This is a genomic window from Acinetobacter sp. A1-4-2, from assembly GCF_040233925.1.
Taxonomy (GTDB): domain Bacteria; phylum Pseudomonadota; class Gammaproteobacteria; order Pseudomonadales; family Moraxellaceae; genus Acinetobacter.
This window is the reverse complement of record NZ_CP157982.1, coordinates 168,070-181,109: the sequence shown is the minus strand read 5'-3', so window position 1 is coordinate 181,109 and position 13,040 is coordinate 168,070. Positions and strand designations below refer to the sequence as shown.

Annotated in this window: 15 protein-coding genes; 13 read left to right on the top strand and 2 right to left on the bottom strand. The window is 48.9% G+C overall.

Features of this window, described 5'->3' with window-relative positions:
• Nucleotide 1 precedes the first annotated feature (1 nt).
• From ABJ384_RS15440 to ABJ384_RS15410, 7 genes are all read left to right on the top strand, one after another.
• A complete protein-coding gene (locus tag ABJ384_RS15440; RefSeq protein WP_349929811.1) occupies nucleotides 2-718 on the top strand; it encodes a response regulator transcription factor in 717 nt (238 codons plus the stop codon).
• Between the two features lie 25 nt (nucleotides 719-743).
• Nucleotides 744-1,523 carry a PAS domain-containing protein gene (locus ABJ384_RS15435; RefSeq protein ID WP_349929810.1) on the top strand — a complete coding sequence of 260 codons (780 nt, stop codon included), beginning with the start codon at nucleotides 744-746 and terminating at the stop codon, nucleotides 1,521-1,523.
• Between the two features lie 127 nt (nucleotides 1,524-1,650).
• Nucleotides 1,651-3,015, top strand: coding sequence for an NAD(P)/FAD-dependent oxidoreductase (locus ABJ384_RS15430; protein ID WP_004704315.1), 1,365 nt, complete (start codon nucleotides 1,651-1,653; stop codon nucleotides 3,013-3,015).
• A 241-nt stretch (nucleotides 3,016-3,256) separates the two neighbouring features.
• On the top strand, nucleotides 3,257-3,796 hold the full coding sequence (locus tag ABJ384_RS15425; RefSeq protein WP_349929809.1) for a dimethylamine monooxygenase subunit DmmA family protein: 540 nt from the start codon (nucleotides 3,257-3,259) through the stop codon (nucleotides 3,794-3,796).
• Nucleotides 3,793-4,737: a PDR/VanB family oxidoreductase gene (locus tag ABJ384_RS15420; RefSeq protein WP_349929808.1), complete on the top strand. Its 945-nt coding sequence runs from the start codon at nucleotides 3,793-3,795 to the stop codon at nucleotides 4,735-4,737. Before ABJ384_RS15425 ends, ABJ384_RS15420 begins: the two co-directional genes overlap by 4 nt.
• Before the next feature lie 15 nt (nucleotides 4,738-4,752).
• The gene (locus ABJ384_RS15415) at nucleotides 4,753-5,772 is read left to right on the top strand and encodes a DUF3445 domain-containing protein (RefSeq protein ID WP_349929807.1); all 1,020 of its coding nucleotides are present in this window, start codon (nucleotides 4,753-4,755) and stop codon (nucleotides 5,770-5,772) included.
• Nucleotides 5,773-5,834: 62 nt separating this feature from the next.
• A complete protein-coding gene (locus ABJ384_RS15410; protein ID WP_004704305.1) occupies nucleotides 5,835-6,965 on the top strand; it encodes an aminomethyltransferase family protein in 1,131 nt (376 codons plus the stop codon).
• A gap of 432 nt (nucleotides 6,966-7,397) precedes the next feature.
• Here ABJ384_RS15410 and ABJ384_RS15405 read toward each other — a convergent pair whose 3' ends face one another.
• Nucleotides 7,398-7,736: a P-II family nitrogen regulator gene (locus ABJ384_RS15405; protein WP_086197630.1), complete on the bottom strand. Its 339-nt coding sequence runs from the start codon at nucleotides 7,734-7,736 to the stop codon at nucleotides 7,398-7,400.
• 184 nt (nucleotides 7,737-7,920) lie between these two features.
• Nucleotides 7,921-8,787, bottom strand: a complete 867-nt coding sequence (gene purU / locus ABJ384_RS15400) for a formyltetrahydrofolate deformylase (protein WP_349929806.1) — start codon at nucleotides 8,785-8,787, stop codon at nucleotides 7,921-7,923.
• 254 nt (nucleotides 8,788-9,041) lie between these two features.
• Here purU (ABJ384_RS15400) and ABJ384_RS15395 point away from each other — a divergent pair, with 254 nt between their 5' ends.
• The 6 genes from ABJ384_RS15395 to ABJ384_RS15370 all read left to right on the top strand — a co-directional run bounded on the left by ABJ384_RS15395 (nucleotide 9,042) and on the right by ABJ384_RS15370 (nucleotide 13,037).
• Entirely contained in the window at nucleotides 9,042-9,362 is a 321-nt protein-coding gene (locus ABJ384_RS15395) for a multidrug efflux SMR transporter (protein WP_349929805.1), read from the top strand.
• A gap of 70 nt (nucleotides 9,363-9,432) precedes the next feature.
• Entirely contained in the window at nucleotides 9,433-9,561 is a 129-nt protein-coding gene (locus ABJ384_RS15390; protein WP_349929804.1) for a hypothetical protein, read from the top strand.
• On the top strand, nucleotides 9,533-9,766 hold the full coding sequence (locus ABJ384_RS15385) for a hypothetical protein (RefSeq protein WP_004704298.1): 234 nt from the start codon (nucleotides 9,533-9,535) through the stop codon (nucleotides 9,764-9,766). The genes ABJ384_RS15390 and ABJ384_RS15385 overlap by 29 nt, the downstream gene beginning before the upstream one ends.
• A gap of 231 nt (nucleotides 9,767-9,997) precedes the next feature.
• Nucleotides 9,998-10,864 carry a formyltetrahydrofolate deformylase gene (gene purU / locus ABJ384_RS15380; RefSeq protein WP_349929803.1) on the top strand — a complete coding sequence of 289 codons (867 nt, stop codon included), beginning with the start codon at nucleotides 9,998-10,000 and terminating at the stop codon, nucleotides 10,862-10,864.
• Complete coding sequence (folD, locus tag ABJ384_RS15375; protein ID WP_349929802.1) at nucleotides 10,861-11,760, top strand: bifunctional methylenetetrahydrofolate dehydrogenase/methenyltetrahydrofolate cyclohydrolase FolD; 900 nt, start codon at nucleotides 10,861-10,863, stop codon at nucleotides 11,758-11,760. The genes purU (ABJ384_RS15380) and folD overlap by 4 nt, the downstream gene beginning before the upstream one ends.
• Before the next feature lie 38 nt (nucleotides 11,761-11,798).
• Nucleotides 11,799-13,037 (top strand): FAD-dependent oxidoreductase, encoded by a 1,239-nt coding sequence (locus ABJ384_RS15370; RefSeq protein ID WP_004704294.1) that lies wholly within the window; start codon nucleotides 11,799-11,801, stop codon nucleotides 13,035-13,037.
• The last annotated feature ends 3 nt before the right edge of the window (nucleotides 13,038-13,040 follow it).

Sequence of the window (13,040 nt, the reverse complement as noted above, 5' to 3'; positions counted from 1 at the left end):
GATGAATAAAATTGCAGTCAGTATTGTAGATGACCATGCGCTGTTCAGGCGCGGTGTGGCGGATATTATCCGCCAGTCCGAGCATTTTGATGTACAGCAGGAATACAGCTGCGGATTAGCATTTCTGTCAGCACTGGACACCGCGAACATTGAATTGCTGCTGCTGGATGTACAGATGCCGCAGATGAGCGGCATTGAGGTACTAAAATGCATCCGGGAACGCAATGTCGATCTTAAAGTGATTATTTTAACTGCCAGCCTGGAGGACAGCATTGTATTGGATGCCATTCGTCTGGGTGCCAATGGCTTTTTGCCCAAAGATACCTTGCCGGAAGATATTCTGCTGCAACTGCATCAAGTCATGCAGGGCAAGACCGTATTGCACGCCGATGGGGTAGCTTTGCTGGCGCAGCAAGTCCGGCAGCAGACGGCACCCTTAGCCGCTGCCTTGCATAAAACCTCTGAACAGGTGCTATTGCAGCGCAAACTGCTGTCGGAAATGACGCAGCGGGAGCAGGAAACATTAAAGCTGATCGCCAAAGGATTGAACAATAAACTGATTGCCCGCGAATTAGGCATCAGTGACGGTACGGTAAAAGTCTATGTGAAAAGTCTGCTACGCAAACTGAATGTGCATTCACGGCTGGAGCTTTCCGTGTGGGTGCATCAGCAGCTTAACACTGCAGATTTTGATATTTATCCCTCGTCTTCCGTTTAAGGTTCACCGTGCGAGTAATACTGATATGTCGAAAATAGCGCTGCCTTCCAGCAAAGATGGGCTGAATATGGACTTGAATCAGGATTGGCCTGAACTGTTTGACCAGTTTGCCGATATTGCACTATTGCTGGATAGTCATGGCACGATTCAGCGCAGCAATCGTACCTGGCACAACTTGCTACAGCTGCAACCGGATGCTGCAGCACAGCGCTTACCCTTGAGCTACTGGCTGTATTCCGAAGATAGTTTGACCTTCCAATGTGCCCTCATGGCCGGACGGCCGTGTAAGCTGGCACTGCGCCTGTTAATCCCGGAACAGCCCTTGGTATGGTTTGATCTGTCATTGCAGCCGATCTGTGCCGGTGCCGGAAAAAACCAGTTGCGGGGATGGTGCATTTTAGGCACGGAGCAGACGCAAAAAATCCGGCAGCAAGAACTGCAGGATGCACAGCAGCGCAGTCTGCATGATTTGCTTTCGCGCCTGCCGGTCATGCTGTACCGTTCACGCAATGACTGGAACTGGACTATGGATTATGTCAGTAGCGGCTGTCAGCAGATAACCGGTTATCACAGTGAGCTGCTGATCAATACGCCGCGCTACGGACAGCTAATTTATCCCGATGACCAGCAGTATGTCTGGGACAGTATCCAGTTGGCTGTGCAGCATCATCGCGTATTTCATTTGCACTACCGCATTATTACTGCCCAGAACAGCATACAGCGGGTACAGGAAATCGGGCAGGGCCTGTATTCGCAAAGTGACATGGTACTGGGTCTGGAAGGCGCTGTATTTATCCAAAACTGAGGGCATGACTCCAGGTCAGTATCCCCTTGTGCATACCCCATCTGAGGAATTTCGAAATACTGTAGGCCTGTCTAAGGTAATGGCATCACGGCAGTTTTGTTTAAAACAGATCACATGGAGATTCACCATGAAACGAGTTGCAATTATTGGGGCAGGGCCAAGCGGGATGGCGCAACTGCGCGCTTTTCAATCTGCGCAAAGCAAGGGCATCGAAATTCCGGAAATGGTATGCTTTGAAAAGCAGGCCGACTGGGGTGGTCAATGGAATTATACCTGGCATACCGGCCTGGATAAACATGGTGAACCGGTGCATAGCAGCATGTACCGTTACCTGTGGTCGAATGGCCCGAAAGAATGTCTGGAATTTGCAGACTATACCTTTGATGAGCATTTTGGCCGGCCGATTGGTTCTTATCCTCCACGTGCCGTGCTGTGGGACTATATCAAAGGCCGGGTAGAAAAAGCCGATGTACGCAAATATGTCCGCTTCAACAGCGCGGTGCGCCATGTCGAGTTTCACCCGGACAGCAAGCAGTTTTCAGTGACGGTGCATAACCATGTCACCGATGAGATGTATACCGAGACTTTCGATTTTGTGGTGGTGGCTTCAGGCCATTTTTCTACCCCCAAAATTCCTGAATATGAAGGTTTTGGCAGTTTTGGCGGGCGGATTTTACATGCCCATGACTTCCGCGATGCGCTGGAATTTAAAGGTAAAAATGTACTGCTGGTCGGCAGCAGCTATTCTGCTGAAGATATCGGTTCACAATGCTATAAATATGGTGCGAAGCAGATTATCAGCTGTTACCGCAGTTCACCGATGGGCTATCACTGGCCAGAAAATTGGTCAGAGCGTCCGCAACTGCTGCGGGTCGATCAGACTCATGCCTATTTTGCCGATGGCAGTTCGGCCGAGATTGATGCCATTATTTTATGTACCGGCTATTTGCACAGTTTCCCTTTCATGTCGGAAAGCCTGCGTCTGAAAACCGATAACATTCTCTATCCGCTGCACCTGTATCAGGGCGTGGTCTGGGAAGCCAATCCGCAGCTATTTTATTTAGGCATGCAGGATCAGTGGTATTCCTTCAATATGTTTGATGCACAGGCTTGGTATGCGCGCGATGTGATGCTGGGTAAAATTGCCTTGCCGAGTTTTGCCGAGATGCAGGCCGACACCCAAGCCTGGCATGAGGAAGAAAAAACCCTGCAGGATGCAGCAGCCATGTTCAAATTTCAAGGTGACTATATTATGCGCCTGATTGATCAGACCGATTATCCAAGCTTTGATATTGAAGCGGTGCGGCTGACCTTTTTGCAATGGAAAAAACACAAGCAAGAAAACATTATGGCCTTCCGTGACAATACCTACCGTTCATTGATGACCGGGACGATGGCAACACCGCATCATACGCCCTGGATTGATGCCTTGGATGACTCCCTGGAGGCCTATTTACAGACCGAGGCAAACCTACAGCAAAAGGCAGGTTAGCACGGTCAATGCTTGACCCGCCACACTGCCGGGCAGACCCCCCAAATATGGTAACAACCTGGTATACGTTTCTTCTGCAGCAGCTGGTTTCCAGCTGCTTTTTTTTATTTCTACATTAGCTTAACAATCTCCTCTGCATGTCGTGCTTTACCCCTTAGTGGGTATGATTTAGAGGGAATGGTCATGCGGCGTAAAAACCTTTAAATATCTGATTATGTAGTTCTTATATGAGGTTTCTCAAATGATGGAAGCCATGCACAGTACCCCCAGATATCAAACTGTAGAAACGCTGCATTGGAATGCCCCCAAGTATGTGCTGGTGTTGCAGCATCCAGCATCGGCAGTGACCCAGCAATTAACCGAAATGAGCAAACAGCATCCGCAAACGCTGCAGCTGATGCTGGACAGTCAACAGGATCAAGCCTTGGCTGGCCTGCTGCATGAACTAGAGACAGTGCTGCAGCAGGAAAAGGCTGGCGTACATACCGTGGTCTGCGGTGATGAATCCTTTGTTTGGACAGTACAGCAGTGCCTAGTGGGCATGGGCTGTCTAGATGAGGAAATCAGCTTGATTACGGATACTTCCAGCCTGCAAAACCCGCGTAAAAAAGTCTACTGCGTGCACTGCGGGCATACCCAGCACACCGTTAAAGACGAACTCTGTCGCTGTGAACAGTGTCAGGTCGAACTGCTGATCCGCAGTCATTTTTCTGAACGCCTTGGCGCCTATATGGGAGTCTGTGCCAATGCGCATCAACCTATGGGAGCACTCAGCGCATGAATCCAATCGTTCCTGTCCATGTAACCCGAATTCATCAAGTTACTCCGATGATTCGCGAATTTACCCTGTCCGCTTTAGATGCCCCCTTGCAGCCGTTTTCCTCCGGCAGTCATGTGATTGTACAGTTGCCAGTCGAAGGCCGCATTATCCGCAATGCCTATTCATTGCTGAATGCCCCGTATGAGCAGCACCAGTATCAAATTGCGGTGCGTTTGCAGGAGAACTCGCGCGGCGGTTCGCAATACCTGCATGAAAACATTCAGGTAGGCGATACCCTAAATATTTCTGCGCCGCTGAATTTATTTTCCCTCAATTCTCAGGCCCAGCACCATGTATTTATTGCCGGCGGCATCGGTATTACCCCATTCCTGTCGCATATGAAATACCTGCTGCATGCCGGACACAGTTTTGAACTGCACTATGCCTGTCGTGACGGCATCAGCAATGCCTATGAAGATATGCTGATGCAGCTGTTTCATGACCAGGTACATATTTATTCGGAAAAAACCCAGCGCCGTTTGGACATAAACGCACTGCTGAGCCAGCAATCCCTCGGCAGCCATGTCTATATTTGCGGGCCAGAGCGCCTGATTCATGCTGTTGTTGACTGTGCGCAAATGCTGGGCTGGTCAAAAAAACGTGTGCATTGGGAAGCTTTTTCTTCGCCTGCACCCGGAGTTGCATTTGATGCCGTGCTCAGTAAAAGCCAGCGCCGTATTCATGTGCCCGGCGATTTCAGCCTGCTGGAAGCACTGGAACAAGAAGGCATTGAGGTGCCCAATCTCTGCCGCGGTGGCGTATGCGGTCAATGTGCCACCTCATACAGCCAAGGCGAGGTGGAACATCTGGATCATTATTTAACGGTGCAGGAGCGATCGGCGCAGTTGATGCCTTGCGTTTCGCGTGCCAAACAAGGCCATTGCCTGCATTTAGACCTATAGCTTTGGGAGATTACGATGACGGTTCAATTTAACCCCAATGAAAATATGCATGATCAGTTTCACTACCATAACAGTGCAAAGGCGATTGCCCGTTTTCCTTTTCCATTTCCCGAAGACCAGTATATGTATTCGGTGAATATTGAGCCTGTTGTTTCAAGGCCGGATAGCATTTTTGAGCATTGGTTCGATGTGGATGAGCATTATGTAACGGAAATGAACGAGCGCCGTTTAACCCTGCAACAGGACCCAAAACGTTGCATTATCATGCCTCACATGCGTCAAGCCAGCTGGGACTTTTTGGAAATGGTGATGCTGCGTTATGCGGAAGATTACCCTGAACATTTCCAGCTGGAGCGCGATGGCCTGAACTGGCACTGGGTCAACCAGCCCTTAAATATCGATGTCCATTTTATTTTTGGTCAGGCAGACAGCTTGCCGATGGATCCGTTTGAATTTATCAGCCGTCAGTTCCAGGGCGATGTTGCCTTGCTGGATCAGCGTGATGACGATCTGTTTATGGATACCGGCATGATCACCGGCCCTGCAGATTGGTCACTTAATTTTGATGCCGGCATGAGTTTTAAGCAATGGCATGCACCTGTGCCAAAACTGGCACATAACCTGGGGGTGTTTGAGCGCGCACTCAAATTCCTGCTCAACATTCAGGTTGGCCAGCCCTACCGGCGTCTGAATTGGACCATGACCATCAATCCGCGTATGGATACTTCCTCGGAAACCTATCATTTATGGGGACATGAACGCGGTCTGGTCACTGCGGAAAATGCTGGTGAACTGGTACATTTGCGGGTGGAGCTGCAAACGATGCCGCGTCTGGCGCGCAGCAATGCACTGCTGTTCAGTATCCGCACTTATCTGATTAGCCTGAATGATTTGACCCGCAACCCGGCATGGGCCAAGCGGCTATACCGGGTAATCCGCGATTTGCCTGAGCCAATCGCAGAATACAAGGGCATCAGTGAATATCGTGAACCGTTGGTGCAATGGCTCAGCCAGTTCGATGGCGTAGATGAATAACAGCTCAGTTTCAAAAATTAAGTAATCAGCACATTTTAAAATATTCAATAAGGAAGACCTGTATGGCAAACTCTTGGCGCATTTCTGCATTGGCAGCCCACCACCGTCAGCTCGGTTCAAAATTAGAAGACTGGAACGGCATGGGAACGGCATGGACCTATGATTCGGATATTGCAGATCACTATACGGCCATCCGCACCAAAGCCGGATTGATGGATGTTTCGGGCCTGAAAAAAGTCCATTATGTCGGCCCGCATGCGGAAAGCCTGCTGGAATATGCAACCACCCGCGACATTTCCAAATTGTATCCCGGCAAATCCGTGTATGCGACCATGCTGAATGAGCAAGGAAAATTTGTGGATGACTGCGTGATTTACCGTACCGGGCCAAATGCCTTTATGGTGGTGCATGGCACAGGCATTGGCTATGAAATGCTGATTCGCTCAGCGGCTGGGCGTCAGGTTGCGGTACTGTTTGATGATGACCTGCATGATTTATCGCTGCAAGGGCCATTGGCCGTGGACTACTTAGCTCAACATGTCGCGGGCATTCGTGATTTGCCCTATTTTCACCATCTGCAAACCAAACTGTTTGGTGCGCCTGTCATGATTTCACGTACCGGCTATACCGGCGAACGCGGCTATGAAATTTTCTGTAAGGCGGCCGATGCACCGATGATCTGGGAAACCATCCTCAGTACCGGTGCTGAATATGGCATTATTCCCTGTTCATTTACCACGCTGGACTGGCTGCGTACCGAAAGTTATTTACTCTTCTTTCCGTATGACAATTCAGAATATTTTCCCTTCGAGAATGATGTCTGCGGTGACACCTTGTGGGAACTTGGCCTGGATTTCACGGTTTCACCGCATAAAGGCGAATTCCGCGGCTGCTATGAGCATCGCCGTTTAAAAGGCAAAGAACGCTTTAAAATCTTCGGTGTACTGCTAGAGGGCGATCAGGTGCCTGCAATGGGAGATACCTTATGGGATGGCAATCAGCAAGTGGGAGTCATTACCTGCGGTATGCATTCGCCGCTGACCGGCAAAACCGTGGCCATCGCACGTCTGGATGTGCCTTATGCAGAGCAGGGCAAAGCGCTGCAGGTCAAAGGCAGCCTGGAGGTAAATGCAATCGCGCATACCTTGCCATTTGATGATCCAGAGAAATTAAAACGCACCGCAAAAGGCTAACCGCCAGCAATCTACTCAGTCTAAAAAAATCCTGCTAACTGCAGGATTTTTTTAGGTGTTCTATTTGACCCGTTTGAGCAGCGGATGAGTCTGGAGCTGAGTATGCTTTGAACTGACGGGAAGCCGTTTTCATATTTCCTTTTCTTTGAATGACCGCGCATGGACATGGCCTGCGATGTAGACATGTAGCAAGTTGCAACACATCTCGAGGATAGCGGCATAGTCACAGCCGTAGAAGATATTTAGAACCCTTGAACAAGGGCAGAAACGCTGCAATAGGCTTTCAGAGGGACAGTCAGAATTGTACCTGGCTGGCAATAAAAGGTTTGAGTTCAGTCTTATGTGTCCCCAAACCCCACTTGCCAGGTAATTCAGTGTTTAACTTCTTGGGGCAGCAGCAAATCGGGGAGAGGGAGGAGATTAAGCATAGCACTAAATCGCGTCCATACCGGTTTCGCCTGTGCGGATACGTACCACTTGTTCCAGCGCGCTGACAAAAATTTTACCATCGCCAATTTTGCCCGTAGCAGCAAATTTGCTGATAATTTCAATCGCTGATTCGACCTGATCGCTCCGGACGGCCACTTCCAATTTCACTTTCGGCAAAAAATCTACCCTGTATTCGGCACCGCGGTACATTTCAGTATGGCCTTTTTGACGGCCTGCGCCTTTGACTTCAGTCACGGTCATACCATGAATGCTGTGTTTGTTGAGCTCTTCACGGACATCGTCCAATTTGAATGGTTTGATAATGGCGGTGATCAGTTTCATACAGTACCTCTTAATTTTATTGTATTCATTTTCATTCTTGAGCAAGATTTATTTTGCAAGAATGATGCCATTTTTCATTTTAAAATCATATCAATAGCAATCGATACAGCTGTACGGTCAGCATAGTTGCCAGCTGAGTGGCCGTACAGTTGCATCGGTGGAGTTCTTGGCCTTCACTTAGGCCCTATTTAAATACCACCGTACGGTCATCATTAAGGAATACGCGGTGTTCAACAAAGTATTTCACCGCTTTGGACAGCGCGACTGTTTCGGTATCACGCCCCACCGAGACCAGGTCATCCGGCAAATAGGCATGGTCTACCCGCTGCACTTCCTGCTCGATAATCGGACCTTCGTCCAGATCACCGGTGACAAAATGTGCCGTGGCCCCGATCAGTTTGACGCCGCGTTCAAAGGCCTGGTGATAAGGCTTGGCCCCTTTAAAGCCAGGCAGGAAAGAATGGTGGATATTGATGGCGCGTCCTGCCAGCTGGCGGCACAGGTTGTCTGACAGGATCTGCATATAGCGCGCCAGAATCACCAGTTCGGTACCGGTTTCATCCACAATTTTTAGCAGTTCCTGTTCCTGCTGTGCTTTGGTCTCTTTGGTGACCGGCAGATAGATAAAGCGCAGGCCTTCACGTTCTGCAATCGGACGCAAATCCAGATGGTTGGACACCACTGCAGTAATCTGGAAATCCAGTTCGCCTTTATGATGGCGATACAGCAGGTTGAGGAAACAGTGATCAAATTTGCTGACCAGGATCATGACTTTCATCGGTGCGCTGCAGTCATAGAAGGTGGCCTGCATCTCGAACTGCTGTTCGACTTCGGCAAAGCTGGCTTTCAGGCTGTCAATATCGCCACTGGCGTCATTGAAACGGAAGACAATACGGGTAAAGAAATAGCCGGTGGTCTCGTCATCATACTGTGCCATTTCACTGATATAGCAGCCGTTCTGGGCAAGGCAGCCGCTGATGGCGGCAACGATGCCGGATGCAGCCGGGCAACGGATTTTTAGAATATATTGGGCTGAAGTGTACTGCGTCATGGTCGATTTGCTCCGGTATTTAAGGCAGTCAAAACTCAGGTGCTCAAGATGGATATTCTTAAGAGTAAATTTAATTTCTTGTAAAAATTTATATAAAAACACCCGCTGTTGTCCATATTTCTTGTTTAAATTCAGCTACTTTTTATGAGTATGCCTTTAGAGGTATAGGTAAAATTGGCCAGCCATCGCAGTATTAAAATCAGCCGTATGCTGAGCTGATCCGGCATAAAACTCAATTCAGGGAGTCAATACAGATGGCATGGATAGTTTTAATTCTGGCCGGTATTTTTGAGATTATCTGGGCCTATTCCATGAAACTTTCAGCCGGTTTTAGCAAGCCGATCCCCACCCTCATGACAGTGGTTTTCGTAATTTTAAGCTTTCTGCTGTTGAGCTATGCCATGCGTACGCTGCCCCTAGGTACGGCTTATACCATTTGGTCAGGCATAGGTGTGGTCGGGGCATTTTTGCTGGGTATCCTGATCTTGGGCGAACAGGCCACCTTGATGCGTATTTTAGCCGCCGTTTTGATTACGGCTGGACTGCTATTGATGAAATTATCCGAGCCATCCTGATTTGCAATTTGGTGCAGGCCATCAAGCAGATGCGCGGTTTTAATGCATAAAATATTCATATCAGGAATAAATGTCAGATTTAGCCGGCATCAAACAGGCCAAATCGGTTATTGGCAAACTTGGCGCGGTATTTGCTTTTTATCAATTGAACTTTGTAAAAGGAGAATGCGATGAGCTATCCGGAACACTTTGTGATTAAGAAAATTCGCTTATTAACACCGACCACCTGTGAGGTGTATATGCTGAATATGAACAAGAAGTTTATGAAAGGCTGGCTGATTCGATGCAATCAGGGTCTGGTTCAGCAGTTTCATGAACAGATGAATCATTTAATGCAGTCTGCCCAGCCTTTTCAGGCATTGTTGCAGCTGAAGCAGTTTCATCGGGTAGAGGTTTTATGTTAAGCCAAATCTAGCCAGCAGGAGATTAATTTCCTGCTGGTGCTTTCGCACATCTTAATAAAAATCAACAATTTAAAAAACTTTCCTAAAAATAAAAAAACTTTCCTAAAGCTGTAGACGGCTGAAAAAAAATCCTATATAAATTCTCACAGAGAAAATAATTTTCCTAAAGAGAAAATTAAACATCGCATAGAAACTCACTTTAAAGATTGAGAATTTATAGGAAGCACCCCTATGCCCCAGAACGCTCCAGCCCAATATATTCTAAAAATCCGTTGCCCGGCTGCATCCGGCATCGTTGCCGCCATCAGCGGCTGCCTTGCCCAGAACGGCTGCTATATCAGTGAAATGGCACAGTATGATGACGAGACCACCGGCTATTTCTTTACCCGTATTGTCTTCCGTTTCAATGACGCCAGTGGCGATATTGACAGCCTGAAAGCCAGCTTTGCCGAAGTCGAACAGCAGTTCGAGATGCAGGCCACCTTCTATGACTGCAGCGCACCGATGAAAGTCATGATCCTGGTCAGCAAATTTGATCACTGTTTCCTCAACCTGCTGTATCGCCATCATAAAGGCGAACTGGATTTCCAGATTACTGCAGTGGTGTCCAACCATCTGGATTTGCGTCCGATTGCAGAACGTGAAGGCCTGCGCTTTATCTATCTGCCGGTCACCAAAGAGACCAAAGCACAGCAGGAACAGGAACTGCTAAAAATTGTGGATGAAACCGGTACCGAACTGGTGATTCTGGCGCGCTATATGCAGATCCTGTCAGACAACCTGTGCCGCCAGCTGGCAGGACGCGCCATCAATATCCACCATTCTTTCCTGCCTGGCTTTAAAGGGGCCAAGCCTTATCACCAGGCCTTTGAACGCGGCGTCAAACTGATCGGGGCCACGGCACATTTTGTCACCGGTGATCTGGACGAAGGTCCGATTATCGAGCAGGAAGTGCAGCGGGTAGACCATGCCTATTTGCCGGATGACCTGGTCTCGGTGGGGCGTGATACCGAAACAGTCGCGCTGTCCAAAGCGGTGAAATACTTTGTTGAACACCGCGTATTCCTTAATGATGACCGTACGGTGGTATTTAAATGAACATAGCCATTCAAGAACACTCACAGCCGCTGATTATTGACGGCAAAGCAACTGCACAAACCGTTTTGGACGAAATCAAAAGCGAAGTGCAGCAGATGAAAGTGCAAGGTATTGAGCCTTGTCTTGCAGTAGTCCTGGTCGGAGATGACCCGGCCAGCCAGGTCTATGTGCGCAACAAAGTTGAAAAAACGCTGTATGTCGGCATCCGCTCACTGGAATACCGCATGTCGGCAGATACAGATGCTGACACGCTCTTGCAGAAAATTGATGAACTGAATGCAGATGCCTCCGTGCATGGCATCCTGGTGCAGCTGCCATTGCCTGCACATATTGATGAAACGGCGGTGTTGCAGCGCATTCATCCGCTTAAGGATGTTGACGGTTTCCACAGTGAAAATGTCGGCGGTCTGAGTCAGGGCCGTGAGGTGTTAACCCCATGTACACCGACCGGTTGTATCCGCCTGCTGAAAGATACTCTGGGGCCGGATCTGTCCGGACTGCATGCCGTGGTGGTGGGCCGTTCCAACATTGTCGGCAAGCCGATGGCGGCGCTGTTATTAAAAGAAAGTTGCACCGTCAGCATTGTCCATTCACGTACCCAGAATATTCGCGACATTTGCAAAAATGCGGACATTCTGGTGGCCGCGGTCGGTAGACCGAAAATGATCGATGCATCGTATTTAAAGCCGGGTGCGGTGGTCATTGATGTGGGGATTAACCGCATTCAGGAAAACGGCAAAAACCGTCTGGTCGGAGATGTCGATTATGACGATGCGCTGTCTGTGGTCAAAGCGATTACGCCTGTTCCGGGTGGTGTCGGGCCTATGACCATTGCCTACCTGATGAAAAATACCCTTGATGCTGCGCGTATGCAGGCAAACATTTTTAAAAAATAAGCTAGCGGCATTGGAAAAGATGCCTTGGAGAAGAAATCATGCCACTTGGTTTGCTCAAATACGGATTAAGCAGTGAATATCCTGTTGAAGTTGATTTGCCTCCACCGAAGGAGCTGAAATCACACTATGACGTAGTGATTATTGGCGCTGGCGGTCATGGTTTGGCAATCGCATATTATCTTGCAAAATATCAAGGCATCACCAATGTTGCTGTGCTGGAAAAATCCTATCTTGGCGGTGGTAATACGGCGCGCAATACTGCGGTGATTCGTTCCAACTATCTGACCTCAGAAGGGGTGAAGTTCTATTCAGAATCGGTTGATTTATTTAAAAACCTGTCCAATGAATTTGACTTTAACATCATGTATTCAGAGCGCGGCCAGCTGACTTTGGCGCATACCGATTCTACTGTGCGTGCCTTCCGCCAGCGTGCCGAAGTGAACAAGCATTTTGGCGGTCGTACCGAAATGATTGACCGTCAGCAAATTAAGGAGCTGGTACCGTGTCTGAATCTTGATCCTGCACATTTGCCGGTTCTGGCAGGACTCTGGCATATGGATGGTGCCACAGCGCGGCATGATGCCGTGGCCTGGGGCTATGCCAAGGAAGCGGCGAAACGCGGCGTGGAAATCCACCAGTTGACTGAAGTACAGGATTTTGTGACTGAAAAAAACCAGGTCACGGCAGTAAAAACCAACCGTGGCAGCATCAAGTGTGGCTGCGTGGTACAGGCAATTGCCGGTGCTTCCAGCATTTTAATGAACAAGCTGCATATCAAGTCGCCGATTCATACCTTCCCGCTGCAAGCCATGGTGTCCCAGCCGTTTAAACCGTTTATTAATCCTTTGGTCAGCTCGTCTGCTTTGCATTGTTATGTGCAGCAAACCAGCCGCGGTGAAATTGTTTTTGGTGGCGGTTCAGACCCTTATCCACTGTACAACACCCGTTCTACCCTGGATTTAAAAGAAAGCCTGCTGGCTCATGCCATTGAAATGTTCCCGTTTATGGCCAATGTCAAACTCATGCGCCAATGGGCGGGCATGACCGACATGACGCCTGACTACAGCCCGATTATGGGCAAATCGCCTTATGACAATTATTACCTGGATGCAGGCTGGGGCACATGGGGCTTTAAATCCACCCCGATCTGCGGCAAGACCATGGCGGAACTTGTGGCGACTGGCCGTACACCTGATCTGATCAAGCCATTTGAATTGTCGCGTTTCAGCCGCTTCCAGCAAGTCAATGAAATGGGCGCCACTGCGGCGAGCCATTAAGGA

Excerpts from the sequence above, each read along its gene's own strand:
- ABJ384_RS15440 (WP_349929811.1), top strand. The coding sequence starts at position 2 with ATGAATAAAATTGCAGTCAGTATTGTAGATGACCATGCGCTGTTCAGG.
- ABJ384_RS15435 (WP_349929810.1), top strand. The coding sequence starts at position 744 with ATGTCGAAAATAGCGCTGCCTTCCAGCAAAGATGGGCTGAATATGGAC.
- ABJ384_RS15430 (WP_004704315.1), top strand. The coding sequence starts at position 1,651 with ATGAAACGAGTTGCAATTATTGGGGCAGGGCCAAGCGGGATGGCGCAA.
- ABJ384_RS15425 (WP_349929809.1), top strand. The coding sequence starts at position 3,257 with ATGATGGAAGCCATGCACAGTACCCCCAGATATCAAACTGTAGAAACG.
- ABJ384_RS15420 (WP_349929808.1), top strand. The coding sequence starts at position 3,793 with ATGAATCCAATCGTTCCTGTCCATGTAACCCGAATTCATCAAGTTACT.
- ABJ384_RS15415 (WP_349929807.1), top strand. The coding sequence starts at position 4,753 with ATGACGGTTCAATTTAACCCCAATGAAAATATGCATGATCAGTTTCAC.
- ABJ384_RS15410 (WP_004704305.1), top strand. The coding sequence starts at position 5,835 with ATGGCAAACTCTTGGCGCATTTCTGCATTGGCAGCCCACCACCGTCAG.
- ABJ384_RS15405 (WP_086197630.1), bottom strand. The coding sequence starts at position 7,736 with ATGAAACTGATCACCGCCATTATCAAACCATTCAAATTGGACGATGTC.
- purU (WP_349929806.1), bottom strand. The coding sequence starts at position 8,787 with ATGACGCAGTACACTTCAGCCCAATATATTCTAAAAATCCGTTGCCCG.
- ABJ384_RS15395 (WP_349929805.1), top strand. The coding sequence starts at position 9,042 with ATGGCATGGATAGTTTTAATTCTGGCCGGTATTTTTGAGATTATCTGG.
- ABJ384_RS15390 (WP_349929804.1), top strand. The coding sequence starts at position 9,433 with ATGTCAGATTTAGCCGGCATCAAACAGGCCAAATCGGTTATTGGCAAA.
- ABJ384_RS15385 (WP_004704298.1), top strand. The coding sequence starts at position 9,533 with ATGAGCTATCCGGAACACTTTGTGATTAAGAAAATTCGCTTATTAACA.
- purU (WP_349929803.1), top strand. The coding sequence starts at position 9,998 with ATGCCCCAGAACGCTCCAGCCCAATATATTCTAAAAATCCGTTGCCCG.
- folD (WP_349929802.1), top strand. The coding sequence starts at position 10,861 with ATGAACATAGCCATTCAAGAACACTCACAGCCGCTGATTATTGACGGC.
- ABJ384_RS15370 (WP_004704294.1), top strand. The coding sequence starts at position 11,799 with ATGCCACTTGGTTTGCTCAAATACGGATTAAGCAGTGAATATCCTGTT.